The sequence below is a fragment of the Actinomadura oligospora ATCC 43269 genome, from assembly GCF_000518265.1.
Taxonomy (GTDB): Bacteria; Actinomycetota; Actinomycetes; order Streptosporangiales; family Streptosporangiaceae; genus Spirillospora; species Spirillospora oligospora.
On record NZ_JADG01000016.1, the window covers coordinates 93,882 to 109,728 of the forward strand.

The window sequence follows — 15,847 nt, forward strand, 5'->3', positions numbered from 1 at the left end:
GGGGCGCGGTTACCGTACGCTCGGTAAGCGTGAATCCAGTGACGGTACGCGTCCCCGCGAAGGTGAACCTCCAGCTCGGCGTCGGGCCCCTCCGTGACGACGGCTACCACGACCTGGTCAACGTGTTCCACGCCGTGTCGCTGTTCGACGAGGTGACGGCCCTCCCCGCGGACGGCCCCGTGGTGACCGTCGAGGCCGCCCCGGACGCGCAGGTCGCGATCGAGGACGTCCCGGTCGACGGCGACAACCTGGCCCTGCGCGCCGCCCGGCTCCTGGCCGAGAGCCTCGGCGTCGAGCCGAACGTGGAGCTGCGCATCCGCAAGGCGATCCCGGTCGCGGGCGGCATGGCCGGAGGCAGCGCCGACGCCGCCGCGGCCCTGCTCGCCTGCGCGCGCCTCTGGAGGGCCGACCTCGCCCTCCCGAGCCTGCCCGACCTGGCCGCGAGGATCGGCAGCGACGTGCCGTTCGCGCTGCTCGGCGACACCGCGATCGGCCTCGGCCGGGGCGAGCGGCTGACGCCGGTCGAGACGTCCGGCACGTTCCACTGGGTGTTCGCGACGGCGGGCGGCGGCCTGTCCACCCCGGCCGTGTACGCCGAGTGCGACCGGATGCGCGAGGCCCAGGGAGAGCCGGTGCCGTGGCCGCGGCCGTCCGAGGCGCTGATGAAGGCCCTGGCCGCGGGGGACGCCCACGCGCTCGGCGCGGCCCTCACCAACGACCTCCAGCCCGCCGCGGTGATGCTGCGCCCGTCGCTGCGCCGCACCCTGGACACCGGCCGCGAGCTGGGCGCGCTCGGCTCGCTGGTCTCCGGATCCGGGCCGACCACCGCGTTCCTCGCCGAGTCGCCCGACCACGCGGCCGACCTCGCCGCCGCGCTCGCCCAGACGGGCGTGGCCCGGCAGGTCGTCCGCGCGCACGGTCCCGTCCCCGGCGCGACGGTAGTCTGAGTCCGCCGTGAATCTGATCAATGTTGAGAACATCAGCAAGTCGTACGGACCGTCCCCGCTGCTGAGCGGGGTGTCCCTGGGCCTGGACGAGGGCGACCGCATCGGCGTCGTCGGACGCAACGGGGGCGGCAAGTCCACCCTGGTCGCGATCCTCGCCCGCCTCCTGGAGCCGGACGACGGCCGTGTCACCCACACCCGCGGGCTCCGCATGGGCTACCTCACCCAGCGCGACGAGTTCCCGGACGGAGCGACCGTCAGTTCGGTCGTGCTCGGCGACCGCGCCGAGCACGAGTGGGCGGGCGACACCCGGGTCCGGGAGATCCTCTCCGGCCTGCTGGCGGACCTGCCGCTCGACGCCCCGATCGCCGGGATGTCCGGCGGCGAGCGCCGCCGGGTGGCCCTCGCGCGCCTGCTGGTGCCCGAGTCCGACCTGCTCGTCCTGGACGAGCCGACCAACCACCTGGACATCGAGGCGATCGACTGGCTCGCCCGGCACCTGAAGGCCCGCCGGGTCGCGCTGCTGGTCGTCACCCACGACCGCTGGTTCCTGGACGAGATCACCGACCGCACCTGGGAGGTCGTGGACGGCAAGGTCGAGCGGTACGAGGGCGGCTACTCGGCCTTCGTCCTGGCCAAGGCCGAGCGCTCCCGGATCGCCGCCGCGACCGAGGCCAAGCGGCAGAACCTGCTGCGCAAGGAGCTCGCGTGGCTGCGCCGCGGCCCGCAGGCCCGCACGTCCAAGCCCAAGTTCCGGGTGGACGCCGCGCAGGCGCTGATCGCCGACGAGCCGCCGCTGCGCGACACCGTCGAGCTGACCAAGTTCGCGACCGCCCGCCTCGGCAAGACCGTCTTCGACCTGGAGGACGTGACGGTCACGGTCGGCGGCAACGACATCTTCGAGCGGCTGACCTGGCAGCTCGGGCCGGGCGACCGGCTCGGCCTGGTCGGCGTGAACGGCAGCGGCAAGTCCACGCTGCTGCGCCTGCTGGACGGCGACGTCCAGCCCGCGTCCGGCAGGGTCGTCCGGGGCAAGACCGTCCAGCTGGCGCACCTGTCCCAGAACCTGGACGAGCTCGACCCGTCCCGGCGCGTCCTGGAGTCGGTCGAGGAGATCAAGCGCCGGATCACCGTCGGCAAGCGCGAGTGGACGGCGTCCCAGCTGCTGGAGCGCCTCGGCTTCCGCAGCGACCGGCAGTGGACGCCGGTCGGCGACCTGTCCGGCGGCGAGCGCCGCCGCCTCCAGGTCCTGCGCCTGCTGATGGGCGAGCCGAACGTCCTGCTGCTGGACGAGCCGACCAACGACCTCGACATCGAGACCCTCACCGAGCTCGAGGACATCCTCGACGGCTGGCCGGGCACCCTCGTCGTCGTCAGCCACGACCGCTACTTCCTGGAGCGCGTCACCGACCACGTGGTCGCCCTCCTCGGCGACGGCAGGGTCTCGTTCCTGCCCGGTGGCATCGACGAGTACCTCGGCCGCCGCGCGTCCGGCCAGGCGACGACCAAGACCGCCGAGGCCGTCCGCGCCGCGGCGGCGCAGGCCCCCCAGCCCGCCGCCAAGCCCAAGAGCAGTGGCCAGGACTGGAAGGCCCGCAAGGAGCTCGACCGCCTGGAGCGCCGTCTCGACAAGCTGGCCAAGCAGCAGGCCGCCCTGCACGAGCAGCTCGCCGCGCACGCCACCGACTACGGCAGGCTCCAGGAGCTCGACGCCGAGCTCAAGGCCCTCCAGAACGAGGCCGCCGAGGTCGAGGAGGAGTGGCTCATGCTCGCCGAGGACGTCGAGTAACCGGACGTCACGGCGGGCGCGGGGGTCAGTCCTGGTCGGTGTCGAAGGGGACCAGGAGGGTGCGCAGGAGGCCGCCGAGGGTCTCGCGGTCGCCGGGGGTGAGCGCCTCCAGGATGGCGTGCTCGCGTTCCAGCAGGGCCGAGAAGGCGGCGTCCACGCGGGTGCGGCCCGCGTCGGTCAGCCGGACGAGCACGCCGCGCTTGTCGGCCGGGTCCGGATGGCGTTCGACCAGGCCCGCGGCCGTGAGGCGGTCGATCCGGTTGGTCATGGTGCCCGAGGTGACCAGGGTGGCGCGCAGCAGGCGTCCGGGGGAGAGCTCGTAGGGCGCCCCGGCGCGGCGGAGCGCGGTGAGGACGTCGAACTCCCACGACTCCAGGTCGTGTTCGGCGAACGTGGCGCGCCGGGCCCGGTCCAGGTGGCGGGCGAGGCGGGAGACCCGGCTCAGCACCAGCAGGGGGGAGACGTCGAGGTCCGGGCGCTCGGTGTGCCAGGACTCGACGAGCCGATCGACCTCGTCGCGCATGAGGTCACCCTACCTGTCTTGATATCGAGACGTCTTTCTTGACATCAAGATAGCGGGCGGGCATCATCTGTCTTGATGTCGAGAGATGTGCGGCGTCCGCACGCGGCCGTCTGGGACCCCGAGCAGTACGGGGCCTTCGGGGGCGAGCGTGGCAGGGCCTTCTTCGAGCTGATCGCGCACGTCGGGCTGGAGCGCCCGGCCTACGCGGTCGATCTCGGCTGCGGTTCGGGCGAGCTGACCGCCGCGCTGGCGGCCCGCTGGCCGGACGCCGTGATCGACGGCTACGACAGCTCCCTGGAGATGGTCCAGGCCGCCCGCGCGCACGAGATCCCCGGACGGCTCGCCTTCGGCGTCTGGGACGTCGCGGACTGGCGTCCGGAGCGTCCGGTCGACCTGATCGTCGCCAACGCCGTCCTGCACTGGGTCCCGGAGCACGTCGAGCTGTTCCCGCGCTGGCTGGACGCGCTGACCGGCAGCGGCGTCCTCGCCTTCCAGGTGCCGGGCAACTTCGACGCGCCGAGCCATGTGCTGCTGCGGGACCTGTGCGAGTCGCCGCGCTGGCGCGACCGGCTCGGCGGGATCGTCCGGCCCGACCCGGTCCTCGGCCCGGCGGGCTACCTCGACGTCCTGACCCGGCTCGGCTGCCACGTGGACGCCTGGGAGACCACCTACGCGCAGGTGCTCCAGGGCGACGACCCGGTGCTGGAGTGGGTCAAGGGGACGGCGCTGCGGCCCGTCCTGACCGCGCTGAACCCGTCCGACGCCGCCGAGTTCGTCGGCGCGTACCGGGAGCGCCTCCGCGGGGCCTACCCGCCTAGTTCCTACGGAACGGTGTTCCCGTTCCGGCGCATCTTCGTGGTCGCAGCCAAGCGCGCCGACCCCTAGAGCAGGATGCCGTCCGCCGCGCGGGGGAAGCGATTCCGTTCCCCTGCGGTGCGTCACCCCGCGCGGCGGACGGCGTCCCATACCCTCCTAGGAGAACCCCATGCCGATCAAGGGCTACCACCATGTCCAGATCGCGGCTCCCGCCGGATCCGAGGACGCCATGCGAGCCTTCTACGCCGGGGTGCTGGGCTTCACCGAGATCCCGAAGCCCCCGGAGCTGGCCAAGCGCGGCGGCGTCTGGTTCCGCGGCCCCGGGCTCGAACTGCACGTCGGTGTCGACCCGGAGTTCCGCGCCCCGAAGAAGGCCCACCCCGCCTTCCTCGTGGACGGCCTGGACGCGCTCGCGGGCGACCTCCGCGCGGCCGGCCACGAGGTGATCCCGGACGGCCTGTTCCCCGGATACCGGCGCTTCTACGCCACCGACCCCGCGGGCAACCGCCTGGAGTTCCTCCAGCCCGCGTGACGGCGGAAACGCGAAGGGCGGCTCCCGCGTGGTGCGGGGGCCGCCCTTTTTGCTCGGACGCCTGGCCTGGACGCGTCCGGAGGACGCAGTTCAGCGGGTGGCGATCTCGGCGGGGTCGCGGACCGGGTCGGTCTCGGCCGCGCCGCCGGTCTCGGTCTCGGGCGCGTCCGGCTGCCCGGCCAGGACGCCCTCCTCGTCGGCGCCGTCCTCACGGCGGGCCTTGCGCTGGGCCTTCTCGGCCTTCGCGGCGGCCTTCTCCTCGGCGCGCTCGGCCTTCGCCTCGGCCTTGTCGGCCCTGGCCTGGGCCTTCTCCCGCTGCTTCTCCATCCGCTCCAGCTCCTTGCGGCGCCGCTTCGGATCGAGGTAGGGACGGGGCTCGAGGCCGGACAGGCCGTTCCAGGCGAGGTTGACGATGTGGGCGGCGACCTCCTCGCGGCCGGGTTTGCGCACGTCCAGCCACCACTGGCCGGTCAGCGCGACCATCCCGACGAGCGACTGCGCGTACATGGGCGCGGCCTTGTCGTCGTAGCCGTGGCGCTTGAACTCCTGCGCGAGGATGTGCTCGACCTCACCGGCGATCTCGCTCAGCAGGCTCGCGTAGGAGCCGGTGCCGGTGCCGCCGTGCGAGTCCCGGACCAGGATGCGGAACCCGTCCGGGCTCTCCTCGATGTACTCCAGCAGCCCGAGGGCGGCCTTCTCCAGCTTGGACCGGTAGTGGATCGCCGAGTTCAGGGCGTCGGTCACCAGGGAGAGCAGCCGCTCGAACTCGCGGTCCACCACGACCGCGTACAGGCCCTCCTTGCCGCCGAAGTGCTCGTACACCACCGGCTTGGAGACCCCCGCCGCGCTGGCGATCTCCTCCACCGAGGTGCCGTCCAGTCCCCGCTCGGCGAAGAGCGTCCGGCCGATGGTGAGGAGCTGCTCGCGTCGTTCCTTGCCGGTCATGCGCTTTCTGCGCGACCTTGGGGCGGGTTCAGTCACGTCGTCAATTGTGACGGTCACGCGGCCTTCTCGCCGCCCGGGGCGGCATCCGCGACCGTTTCGACGCCCGCGCGGCCGCCGGGCCGTCCGCCGGAGAGGCGCTTGGCCGCGAGGCGCTCGGTGTTCGGCCAGCGGACGCTCGTCGCCCACCCCAGCTTCTCGAACGCCCAGATGATCCGGGCGCTGATGTCGATCTGGCCCTTGAGGACGCCGTGCCGCGCGCACGTCGGGTCGGAGTGGTGCAGGTTGTGCCAGGACTCGCCCAGCGACGGGATCGCGAGCCACCACACGTTGCGGGACTTGTCACGCGCCTCGAAGTGCTCGGCGCCGAAGGTGTGGCAGATCGAGTTGATCGACCAGGTCACGTGGTGGACGAGGGTGACCCGGACGAGCCCGGCCCAGAAGAACGCGGTCAGCGCGCCCGCCCAGGACATGGTGATCAGGCCGCCGAGCACGCCCGGGAGGATCAGGGTCACCGCGACCAGGCCCGGGAACCAGCGGTGCAGGGCCGCGATGTCGCGGTCCTTGAGCAGGTCCGGGGTGTAGCGGCGCTTGTTGGTGCGGTTGCCGTCGAACAGCCAGCCGTAGTGCGCCCAGGCGAGGCCCTTGGTGAGGGCCTTCCAGTCCGAGCCGAACCGCCACGGCGAGTGCGGGTCGAGCTCCATGTCGGAGTGCTTGTGGTGCCGCCGGTGGTCGGCGACCCAGGTGATGACCGGGCCCTCCATGGCGAGGCTGCCCGCCACCGCCAGGAAGATCTTCAGGCCGCGGCCGGCCTTGAACGACCCGTGCGTGAAGTAGCGGTGGTACCCGACGGTGATGCCGCCCGCGGAGACCACGTAGAAGACCGCGGTGAGGACGACGTCGGTCCAGCCGAGGAAGCGGCCCCAGAGCATCGGGACGGCGGCGAGGAGCGCGAGGAACGGGACACCGGTGAACACCGCGACGAGGACCTTCTCGGCCGTCCCCTGGGGCTCGGCGTCGAACTCCGGTTGTGCCTTGCGTCGCTCCGTTGCGTCGACGACGGGGGCTGAGGACATGCGACACCACTTCTTCCTGCTCAGAGGGCGCTCTCTCCCGAAGCGCATACCTACGTCACCGTAACCTACGCTCCCGTAAGTAAACAGCGGCCGAAAGTAAAATCGCTCACAGCGGCCGAAAGTCGCGTTACGGTCACCATGCGGTCACCCCGCGCCGCATCCGCCCGACCTCCGACCTCACGACCCCAGACCTCCCCACCCCTCAGGCAGCCCGCACGCTCGGACCCCTCACCCGGACGGAGCCCGCATGGCACCTCTCACCCGCGCCCTCGCGTCCCTGGACGGACTCTCGGTCGGCGACGCCTTCGGCAACCGGTTCTTCGAACCCGACAACCGTGACCTCGCGCCCGACCGCGACCTGCCGCCCACGCCCTGGGCCTGGTCGGACGACACCGAGATGGCCTGCACGATCGTGGACGTCCTCGCCCGGCACGACCGGATCGAGCAGGACGACCTCGCCGCCCGCTTCGCCGAGCGCATGGACGTCGGCCGCCGGTACGGCGTCGGCGCGGCCGAGCTGCTGACCCGCGTCCGCTCCGGCCACGACTGGCGGGTCGCCGCCTGCGACTCCTTCGACGGCAAGGGCTCCTACGGCAACGGCGCGGCGATGCGCGTGGCCCCGCTCGGCGCCTACTTCGCCGACGATCCGGACCGTGCGGCGCAGGAGGCCGAGCTGTCCGCCGAGGTCACCCACGTCCACCCGGAGGGCGTCGCCGGGGCGGTGGCGGTCGCGGTCGCGGCGGCCTACGTCACCCGCACGGACGAGCCGTCCCCGCGCGATGTGATCGAAATCGCCCTCGACCACACGCCCGCTTCGGGGCAGTACGTCCGGCGCGGGCTGCGCCGGGCCCTGAACCTGCTCCGGCACGCGCCCAAGGAGGCCGCGCACGAGCTCGGGAACGGCTCCCGGATCTCCGCGCAGGACACCGTCCCGTTCTGCCTGTGGGCCGTCGCCACCCACCTGGACGACTACGAGCGGGCCGTCCGCGCGTGCGCGTCCGTCGGGGGCGACATGGACACCACGGCGGCCATCGTGGGCGGGATCCTGGGCGTCCGGACGTCCCCGCCCGCGGACTGGCTGGAGGCCCGGGAGCCCCTGCCCGAATGGCTCGGGGCCTGAAAAGGGGTACCGGAGGCGGGGCCCGGCTTCGGTATCCTTGCGGTGATCGGCGGGGCGCTCGTCCCGCCGTGCGGTCCGGCGTGGTGTAACTGGCAGCACAAGGGTTTTTGGTGCCCTTAGACAAGGTTCGAATCCTTGCGCCGGAGCTGACCGGCTTCCTCCCGCCTCGGGTGCTGGCTGACAGATCCGGGCCGGACGGTATCCTTCGGGTGTCGGGTGCGCTCTGACCTGCTCCGCCGCCTTCCGCGCACCGGTCGGCGGCAGGCAACGATCGCAGGCGCGCATCTCGTCACAACACCCGTCCGCGATGCCGAGGAGCCTCCTAGTGAGTGCCAGCCGCCCGGCTGCCGTCATCGTCCTCGCCGCAGGTGAGGGCTCCCGGATGAAGTCCCGTACCTCCAAGGTCCTGCACGAGCTGTGCGGGCGCTCCATGCTGGGCCACGTGCTGGCCGCCGCCGGAGCCCTGGACCCCGAGCGGACGCTCGTGGTCGTCGGCCACCGGCGCGAGCAGGTGATCGAGCACCTCCAGGGGGCCGCGCCGCACGCCGTCCCGGTCGTCCAGGAGCGTCAGGGCGGCACCGGTCACGCCGTCCGCACCGCCCTGGAGCAGGTCGGAGAGCTCCACGGGACCGTGGTCGTCACCAACGGCGACCACCCGCTGCTGCGCGGCGAGACCCTCGCCGAACTCGTGCGCACGCACGAGGACGAGGGCAACGCCGTGACCGTCCTGACCACCGAGATGCCCGACGCCACCGGCTACGGCCGCATCCTCCGGGAGGGGGACGGCGCGGTCGCGGGCATCGTCGAGCACAAGGACGCCACCGAGGCCCAGCGCGGCGTCCGCGAGATCAACGTCGGCATGTACGCCTTCGACGGCGCGCTGCTGGCGGGCGCCCTCAAGCGCGTCAGCACCGACAACGCCAGCGGTGAGGAGTATCTCACCGACGTCGTCGCGATCCTGCGCGGGGACGGCCACCGCGCCGGCGCCCACCTGGTCCCGGACTGGGTGGAGACCCAGGGCGTGAACGACCGGGTCCAGCTCGCCCAGGCCCGCCGCCAGCTCAACGACCGCCTCCTGGAGTCCCTCATGCGCGCGGGGGTCACCATCGTCGACCCCGCGTCGGTCTGGGTGGACGTCCAGGTCACCGCCGAACCGGACGCGGTCGTCCACCCGAACACCCAGCTCCACGGCGCCACCCGGCTCGCCGCCGGCGCCGAGGTCGGCCCCGGCTGCACCCTCACCGACACCACGGTCGGCGAGGACGCCCGCGTCGTCAACGCGGTCTGCGTCGAGGCCGAGATCGGCCCGGAGGCCAACGTCGGCCCCTACGCCTACCTGCGCCCCGGCACGCGGCTCGACCGCAGGGCCAAGGCGGGTACGTACGTCGAGATGAAGAACTCGCACGTCGGCGAGGGGGCGAAGGTCCCGCACCTCACCTACGCCGGGGACGCCGAGATCGGCCCGGGCGCCAACATCGGCGCGGGCACGATCTTCGCCAACTACGACGGCGTCACCAAGTCCCGGACCGTGATCGGGACCCGCGCGTTCGTCGGCAGCAACACGGTGCTGATCGCGCCGGTCGAGGTCGGCGACGGCGCGACGACCGCCGCCGGGTCGGCGATCACCAATGACGTGCCGCACGGCGCCATCGCCGTCGCCCGAGGGCGGCAGCGCAACATCGAGGGGTGGGTCGAGCGCAGGCGCGCCGGCACCCCCTACGCCGAGGCGGCGCGCCGGGCCCGCGAGAACGAGGGCCCGGAGCGGGAAGAGATCCCGGAGCGGGACGAGAACAGGGCCGGCGAGTGAACGGCGCAACGAACTCTGAGGGGGAGTCGTCCAAGTGAGTGGGATCATGACCAGCGGCCAGAAGAAGATGATGCTCTTCACCGGCCGCGCCCACCCGGAACTGGCCAAAGAGGTCGCGGCGAACCTCGACGTCGAGCTGACGCCGACCTCCGCCTACGACTTCGCCAACGGGGAGACCTTCGTCCGGTTCCTGGAGTCGGTCCGTGGCAGCGACGCGTTCGTGATCCAGAGCCACACCGCGCCGATCAACCAGTGGATCATGGAGCAGCTGATCATGGTGGACGCGCTGAAGCGCGCCTCCGCCAAGCGGATCACCGTGGTCGCGCCGTTCTTCGGCTACGCGCGGCAGGACAAGAAGCACCGCGGCCGTGAGCCGATCTCGGCCCGGCTGATGGCCGACCTGTTCAAGACCGCGGGCGCGGACCGGCTGATCACCGTCGACCTGCACACCGCGCAGATCCAGGGCTTCTTCGACGGCCCGGTCGACCACCTGTTCGCGCTGGACCTGCTGGCCGACCACTTCGAGGACAAGCTCGACCTGTCCCAGGTCACCGTGGTCGCGCCGGACGCCGGCCGGGTGCGGGTCACCGAGCGCTGGTCGGACCGGCTCGGCGGCGTGCCGATGGCGATCATCCACAAGAAGCGCGACCCGGACGTGGCCAACGAGGTCAAGGTGTTCGACGTGGTCGGCGACGTCAAGGGCCGCACCTGCGTGGTCGTCGACGACATGATCGACACCGCCGGGACGATCGTGAAGGCCGCCGACGCCCTGTTCGAGCACGGCGCGACCAAGGTCGTCGTCGCCGCCACCCACGGCGTGCTGTCCGGCCCGGCCGTGGACCGGATGAAGAACTCCAGGATCTCCGAGGTGGTGCTGACCAACACGCTGCCGATCCCGGAGGACAAGCAGTTCGACAAGCTGACCGTCCTGTCGATCGCACCGCTGGTCGCCCGCGCGATCCACGAGGTGTTCTCCGACGGCTCGGTGACCAGCCTGTTCGGCGGTCACAGCTGATCGACCCCGACGAACGCCCGGTCCGCCTCGCGGGCCGGGCGTTCGCGCGTTCCCGGCCTCTTTCCCGGCCCCGTGACCTGGGCGATCAAGGGTGGATCGTCCCGATGAGCCCGTTCCGTGCTCACGCAAAGCGGCGGTCGGTGGGCTGAGGCGTTCCGGCCATCGGCTAGACTCTGTGAATCCGCGTATGCCCCCGGGTCGGTTCAGTGCGGCCCTGGCAGTGGAACCTGGACAGGTTCCGCACTCCCCGGGGGACCGCGAACGAGTCTTCGAGGCGCATGACGCATCGCATGACGCATCGAGCAACGCCTGATTTCGCACTGTCCGTAGCGGACGACCGTGTGGTCGGCCGTGGATCGCAACAACGAGGAGTTTTCGCCGTGTCCGAGGTACGCATCGCCGCCGAGCCGCGCACCGAGTTCGGTAAGGGTGCCGCGCGGCGCACCCGCCGGGCCGGCAAGGTGCCCGCCGTCCTCTACGGCCACGGCACCGACCCCGTGCACATCACGCTGCCGGGCCACGAGCTCATGCTCGCCCTGAAGACCCAGAACGTGCTGCTGACGATCGAGGTCGACGGCAAGGACGCCGAGCTGGCCCTGCCGAAGGACGTCCAGCGCGACCCGATCAAGGGCTTCATCGAGCACGTCGACCTGCTCGCGGTGAAGCGCGGCGAGAAGGTCACCGTCGAGATCCCGGTGAACGTGGTCGGCGACGTCATCGCCGGCGGCCTGGTGGCCCAGGAGACCGTCCAGCTGTCGGTCGAGGCCGAGGCCACCCACATCCCGACCGCCGTGGACGTCTCGATCGACGGCCTGGAGATCGGCACCCAGGTGCACGCCTCCTCCCTCGCGCTGCCGGCCGGCGTCACCCTGGTCACCGACCCCGAGACGCTGATCCTGCAGATCAACGACGCGTCGGTCTCCGCGGGCGACACCGAGGGCGAGGCCGCCGAGGCCACGACCGAGGTTCCGACCGAGGCCGAGGCCGCCGAGGCCGCCGCCGAGTGACGACCGGTCCGGTCTGACGCTCGTTCAGCAAGTCTTGAGCACGGCCCCCTCCGGTGCGTCCGCACCGGAGGGGGCCGTGCCCGTTTCTCCGAGGAACCGTGGTGAGCACTGATCTGTGGCTGGTCGTCGGGCTGGGCAACCCCGGGCCGTCCTACGCGGGCAACCGGCACAACGCCGGGTTCATGGTGCTGGACGTCCTGGGCGGACGCGTCGGCGGCAGGTTCAGGTCGCACAAGGCGCGCGCGGACGTCCTCGAGGGGCGGCTCGCGGGCACGCGCGTCGTCCTCGCCAAGCCGCGCTCGTACATGAACGAGTCGGGCGGCCCGGTGAAGGCGCTGCGCGACTTCTACAAGGTCCCGCTCGAGCGCACGATCGTCGTCCACGACGAGCTCGACATCCCCTACGGGGCGATCCGCCTCAAGAAGGGCGGCGGGGACAACGGGCACAACGGGCTGCGGTCACTCACCAAGTCCCTCGGCGACCGGGACTACCTGCGGGTCCGCTTCGGCGTGGGCCGTCCGCCCGGCCGGATGGACGCCGCCGACTTCGTCCTCAGGGACTTCTCGTCGACCGAGCGCAGGGAACTCGATCTGAACGCCGAACGCGCAGGCGACGCGGTGGAGGCCTTGCTCACCGAGGGCCTGGACGCCGCCCAGAACGTGTTCCACGCCTCCTGACGCCCGTAAGATGCATCACAACGTGATGCATGTGGGCGCATGTGAACCTCGTGCGGTATTCGGCCGTCACCGAGATGTGAACCACCTTCCGGGGCAGGCGTGCAAGGCGGTGATTCGAGCATGACCCTGGTGGACGGGCTTCGATCGTCGGAAGCCGAGTCCTCCGGCGCGGCCCGGGCACGGTCGGGCGTCCAGCAGTGGATGCGGGCCTACCAGCGGGCCGCGGTGGCGCTCGACGCGACGGCCATGCTGCTGGGCGCCGGTGCGGCGTTCGCGGTGCGGTTCCCCGGAGTTCCGCACGATGACGATGTGCCCTATCTGGGCTTCAGCCTGGCCCTTCCGATGTTCTGGCTGGTCGCGCTCGCGCTGTGCCGGGCCTACCGGCCGCGCTACACCGGCGTCGGCTACGAGGAGTTCCACCGCGTGCTGCGCGCGGGGTTCCTGCTCGTCGCGTCCGTCGCGATGCTGTCCTACGCGTTCAAGATCGAGATCGCCCGCGGCTACGTGGCGATCGCGCTGCCGCTCGGCGTCTTCCTGACGCTGGTCGCGCGGTACCGGCTGCGCAAGCGTCTGCACCGGCGGCGCTGGAACGGCGCCTGCATGCGCCGGGTCGTCGCGGTCGGGCACCGCGCGGCGCTGTCGGACCTGATCCGCCTGCTGCGGCAGAAGCGCTACCACGGCATGGACGTCGTGGCGGTGTGCCTGCCGCCGAGCGACCGGGGCGGCCCGGTCCGCAAGGTGCCGGTCGAGGGAGACTTCGGCCAGGTCGCCCAGGTCGTGGACCGGGTCGGCGCCGACTCGGTCGCCGTCCTGGCCTGTCCCGAGATGGACGGCGTCGCGCTGCGCCGGCTGGCCTGGCAGATCGAGCGCGACGACGTGGAGCTCGCGGTGGCGCCCGCGCTGATGGACGTGGCGGGCCCGCGCATCTCGATCCGCCCGGTGTCCGGGCTGCCGCTGCTGCACGTGGAGCATCCGGAACTGGACGGCGTCCGCAAGGCGCTGAAGACGCTGCTCGACCGGGTGGGCGCGGGCCTGGCCCTGCTCGTGCTGAGCCCGCTGATGCTGACCATCGCCGTGGCGGTCAGGGCGACCGACCGGGGGCCGGTGCTGTTCCGGCAGGTCCGGGTCGGGCGCGGCGGGCGCGAGTTCACCGTCCTGAAGTTCCGGACGATGGTCGTGGACGCCGAGCACCGCAAGGCCGAGCTGATGGACGACAACGAGCACGACGGCGTCCTGTTCAAGATCCGGTCGGATCCGCGGGTGACCCGGGTGGGACGGCTGCTGCGGCGCTACTCGATGGACGAGCTGCCCCAGCTGTTCAACGTGCTGCGCGGTGAGATGTCCCTGGTGGGGCCGCGTCCGCCGCTGCCGGAGGAGGTCGCCAGGTACGGTGGCGACGTGTACCGGCGGCTGGTCGTCCGGCCCGGTCTGACCGGGTTGTGGCAGGTGAGCGGGCGTTCCGACCTGAACTGGGAGGAGTCGGTCCGGCTCGATCTGCGGTACGTGGACAACTGGTCGCTGGCGATGGATCTTCAGATCATGTGGAAGACGTGGTCGGCGGTGGTCCGGGGCTCGGGCGCCTACTGAGGCGTTCCGGACTTCGGACGGGACCCGATGTGGGTCCGGTTCCGGGGGTCATGGCATTCTTAACCCAATTGATCGGCTGAGTCGGGAATGGGCGGTGGCGGACGGGATGACGGACCTCGGGACGGACCGGACGACGGACCACGCGCTGGCGGCCGAGCTGGCGACGGAGGCGGGACGGCTTCTCCTGGCCGTCCGCGACGAGCTGGGCTTCGGCGACGCGCGCACGCTCAAGGACACCGGTGACCTGCGGGCGCACGAGTACCTGATGGCGCGGCTGGCCGAACGCTGTCCGGGTGACGCCGTGCTCTCCGAGGAGGGACGGGCGTCGGTCGCGGGCAAGCGGTCCGCCGGGTCGTCCGCCGTGCCCACCGCCAACACCGCGGTCGAGGAGCGCCTGGCGGCTCCCCGCGTCTGGATCGTCGACCCGCTCGACGGCACCCGCGAGTTCAGCGAGGAGGGACGGCTCGACTGGGCCGTCCACGTCGCGCTCTGGACCGGCGACCACCTCGCGGCGGGCGCGGTCGCGCTGCCCGCGCGCGGCGTGACCCTCCACACCACGGCGTCCGGCGCGGCCGTCCTGCCGACGGGGCCCGCCGCGTCCGGCTGGACGGCCGACACGCTCGGCTCCACGCGCGCGGAGGCGGCCGGTCTGGTCGTGCCGGAGCCCGCCGAGCCCGGACGGCTGCGGATCGCCGTGAGCCGGACGCGTCCGCCCGCGTTCCTCGAAGCGCTCGCCGGGCGTGTGCCCGTGGAGCTCGACCTCGTGCCGATCGGGTCGGCGGGCGCGAAGATCTCGGCCGTGCTGCTCGGCGAGGTGGACGGCTACGTCCACGCGGGCGGCCAGTACGAGTGGGACTCGGCCGCCCCGGCCGCGGTCGCGCTCGCGGCGGGCGCGCACGCGTCCCGCGTGGACGGGTCCCCCCTGGTCTACAACCGGGCCGACCCGAGGCTGCCGGATATCCTGGTGTGCCACCCCGGATCGGCGTCGACGCTGCTGGACGGCATCCGGGAGCCGTCGGAATCCGCCCCATGACCAGTCCCGACCCGAGTCGCCCCGAAGTCAGGGAGTCCGTGCCCATGCAGCGTTCCGATTACCTGCTGTCCCAGCTGGACGTGCTGGAAGCCGAGTCGATCCACATCATCCGGGAGGTGGCCGCCGAGTTCGAGCGGCCCGTCCTGCTCTTCTCCGGCGGCAAGGACAGCATCGTGATGCTGCGCCTGGCGCAGAAGGCGTTCCGGCCCGCTCCGATCCCGTTCCCGGTCATGCACGTCGACACCGGGCACAACTTCCCCGAGGTCATCGAGTACCGCGACCGGCGCGCGGACGAGCTGGGCCTGCGCCTGGTCGTCGCGTCGGTGCAGGAGTCCATCGACGCCGGACGCGTCGTGGAGGAGACCGGACGCCGCGCGTCCCGCAACCGGCTGCAGACCACCACGCTGCTGGACGCGATCGAGGAGCACCGGTTCGACGCCGCGTTCGGCGGGGCCCGCCGCGACGAGGAGAAGGCCCGCGCCAAGGAGCGCGTCGTGTCGTTCCGCGACGAGTTCGGGCAGTGGGACCCGAAGAACCAGCGTCCCGAGCTGTGGAACCTGTACAACACGCGCATCCGGCAGGGCGAGCACGTCCGGGTGTTCCCGCTCTCGAACTGGACCGAGCTGGACATCTGGGACTACGTCCGGCGCGAGGAGCTGGAGCTGCCGCCCATCTACTTCGCGCACACCCGCCGGGTGTTCGAGCGCGACGGCATGCTGCTGGACGCGCAGACCGGCTTCGCCAACCGCGGCGACGACGAGCCGGAGTTCGAGGCGACCGTCCGGTACCGGACGGTCGGCGACGCGTCCTGCACGGGCGCGGTGAAGTCGGCCGCCTCGTCGCTGGAGGAGGTCATCGAGGAGATCGCGGCGACGCGGATCACCGAGCGCGGGCAGACCCGCGCCGACGACCGCGCGTCCGAGGCCGCCATGGAGGACCGCAAGAAGGAGGGGTACTTCTAGTGAGCGCTGCAGTGGGG

The 15,847-nt window shown here is 72.1% G+C and carries 15 protein-coding genes and 1 tRNA gene; 13 read left to right on the forward strand and 3 right to left on the reverse strand.

All coding sequences use genetic code 11. From position 1 onward, the window contains the following. The first annotated feature begins 29 nt into the window (after positions 1–29). Both P696_RS47720 and P696_RS0124280 read left to right on the forward strand, forming a co-directional pair. Positions 30–947, forward strand: coding sequence for a 4-(cytidine 5'-diphospho)-2-C-methyl-D-erythritol kinase (locus P696_RS47720; protein ID WP_051468092.1), 918 nt, complete (start codon positions 30–32; stop codon positions 945–947). Positions 948–954: 7 nt separating this feature from the next. After that, positions 955–2,733 carry an ABC-F family ATP-binding cassette domain-containing protein gene (locus P696_RS0124280; RefSeq protein ID WP_026414372.1) on the forward strand — a complete coding sequence of 593 codons (1,779 nt, stop codon included), beginning with the start codon at positions 955–957 and terminating at the stop codon, positions 2,731–2,733. Between the two features lie 25 nt (positions 2,734–2,758). Here the strand turns inward: P696_RS0124280 and P696_RS0124285 are convergent, their stop codons facing one another. Beyond that, on the reverse strand, positions 2,759–3,256 hold the full coding sequence (locus P696_RS0124285; RefSeq protein ID WP_026414373.1) for a MarR family winged helix-turn-helix transcriptional regulator: 498 nt from the start codon (positions 3,254–3,256) through the stop codon (positions 2,759–2,761). A 75-nt stretch (positions 3,257–3,331) separates the two neighbouring features. Here P696_RS0124285 and P696_RS0124290 point away from each other — a divergent pair, with 75 nt between their 5' ends. Beyond that, a complete protein-coding gene (locus tag P696_RS0124290; RefSeq protein WP_026414374.1) occupies positions 3,332–4,141 on the forward strand; it encodes a trans-aconitate 2-methyltransferase in 810 nt (269 codons plus the stop codon). A 100-nt stretch (positions 4,142–4,241) separates the two neighbouring features. Beyond that, complete coding sequence (locus tag P696_RS0124295) at positions 4,242–4,604, forward strand: VOC family protein (protein ID WP_026414375.1); 363 nt, start codon at positions 4,242–4,244, stop codon at positions 4,602–4,604. A gap of 90 nt (positions 4,605–4,694) precedes the next feature. On the opposite strand, the gene P696_RS47725 is transcribed toward P696_RS0124295, so the two are convergent. After that, complete coding sequence (locus P696_RS47725; protein WP_245627792.1) at positions 4,695–5,585, reverse strand: TetR/AcrR family transcriptional regulator; 891 nt, start codon at positions 5,583–5,585, stop codon at positions 4,695–4,697. Between the two features lie 17 nt (positions 5,586–5,602). Beyond that, positions 5,603–6,622 carry an acyl-CoA desaturase gene (locus P696_RS47730; protein WP_084338055.1) on the reverse strand — a complete coding sequence of 340 codons (1,020 nt, stop codon included), beginning with the start codon at positions 6,620–6,622 and terminating at the stop codon, positions 5,603–5,605. A gap of 247 nt (positions 6,623–6,869) precedes the next feature. Here P696_RS47730 and P696_RS0124310 point away from each other — a divergent pair, with 247 nt between their 5' ends. The 9 genes from P696_RS0124310 (at position 6,870) to cysD (ending at position 15,830) form a co-directional block, all read left to right on the forward strand. Continuing rightward, positions 6,870–7,742: an ADP-ribosylglycohydrolase family protein gene (locus tag P696_RS0124310; protein ID WP_026414376.1), complete on the forward strand. Its 873-nt coding sequence runs from the start codon at positions 6,870–6,872 to the stop codon at positions 7,740–7,742. 74 nt (positions 7,743–7,816) lie between these two features. Continuing rightward, positions 7,817–7,888, forward strand: a tRNA-Gln gene (locus P696_RS0124315). A 179-nt stretch (positions 7,889–8,067) separates the two neighbouring features. Then, positions 8,068–9,549 (forward strand): bifunctional UDP-N-acetylglucosamine diphosphorylase/glucosamine-1-phosphate N-acetyltransferase GlmU, encoded by a 1,482-nt coding sequence (glmU, locus tag P696_RS47735; protein WP_051468093.1) that lies wholly within the window; start codon positions 8,068–8,070, stop codon positions 9,547–9,549. Positions 9,550–9,595: 46 nt separating this feature from the next. Beyond that, positions 9,596–10,564: a ribose-phosphate diphosphokinase gene (locus P696_RS0124325; protein ID WP_034486600.1), complete on the forward strand. Its 969-nt coding sequence runs from the start codon at positions 9,596–9,598 to the stop codon at positions 10,562–10,564. A 380-nt stretch (positions 10,565–10,944) separates the two neighbouring features. Then, on the forward strand, positions 10,945–11,571 hold the full coding sequence (locus P696_RS0124335) for a 50S ribosomal protein L25/general stress protein Ctc (protein ID WP_026414378.1): 627 nt from the start codon (positions 10,945–10,947) through the stop codon (positions 11,569–11,571). A gap of 98 nt (positions 11,572–11,669) precedes the next feature. Next, positions 11,670–12,248 (forward strand): aminoacyl-tRNA hydrolase, encoded by a 579-nt coding sequence (pth, locus tag P696_RS0124340; RefSeq protein ID WP_026414379.1) that lies wholly within the window; start codon positions 11,670–11,672, stop codon positions 12,246–12,248. Positions 12,249–12,368: 120 nt separating this feature from the next. Then, positions 12,369–13,835, forward strand: a complete 1,467-nt coding sequence (locus tag P696_RS0124345; RefSeq protein WP_026414380.1) for a sugar transferase — start codon at positions 12,369–12,371, stop codon at positions 13,833–13,835. A gap of 106 nt (positions 13,836–13,941) precedes the next feature. Then, positions 13,942–14,868 (forward strand): inositol monophosphatase family protein, encoded by a 927-nt coding sequence (locus tag P696_RS0124350; RefSeq protein ID WP_026414381.1) that lies wholly within the window; start codon positions 13,942–13,944, stop codon positions 14,866–14,868. 44 nt (positions 14,869–14,912) lie between these two features. Further along, entirely contained in the window at positions 14,913–15,830 is a 918-nt protein-coding gene (cysD, locus tag P696_RS0124355) for a sulfate adenylyltransferase subunit CysD (protein WP_026414382.1), read from the forward strand. Positions 15,831–15,847 lie beyond the last annotated feature (17 nt).

Excerpts from the sequence above, each read along its gene's own strand:
- cysD (WP_026414382.1), top strand. The coding sequence starts at position 14,913 with ATGCAGCGTTCCGATTACCTGCTGTCCCAGCTGGACGTGCTGGAAGCC.
- P696_RS0124345 (WP_026414380.1), top strand. The coding sequence starts at position 12,369 with ATGACCCTGGTGGACGGGCTTCGATCGTCGGAAGCCGAGTCCTCCGGC.
- P696_RS0124285 (WP_026414373.1), bottom strand. The coding sequence starts at position 3,256 with ATGCGCGACGAGGTCGATCGGCTCGTCGAGTCCTGGCACACCGAGCGC.
- P696_RS0124295 (WP_026414375.1), top strand. The coding sequence starts at position 4,242 with ATGCCGATCAAGGGCTACCACCATGTCCAGATCGCGGCTCCCGCCGGA.
- P696_RS0124310 (WP_026414376.1), top strand. The coding sequence starts at position 6,870 with ATGGCACCTCTCACCCGCGCCCTCGCGTCCCTGGACGGACTCTCGGTC.
- P696_RS0124350 (WP_026414381.1), top strand. The coding sequence starts at position 13,942 with ATGACGGACCTCGGGACGGACCGGACGACGGACCACGCGCTGGCGGCC.
- P696_RS47730 (WP_084338055.1), bottom strand. The coding sequence starts at position 6,622 with ATGTCCTCAGCCCCCGTCGTCGACGCAACGGAGCGACGCAAGGCACAA.
- P696_RS0124290 (WP_026414374.1), top strand. The coding sequence starts at position 3,332 with ATGTCGAGAGATGTGCGGCGTCCGCACGCGGCCGTCTGGGACCCCGAG.
- P696_RS0124325 (WP_034486600.1), top strand. The coding sequence starts at position 9,596 with ATGACCAGCGGCCAGAAGAAGATGATGCTCTTCACCGGCCGCGCCCAC.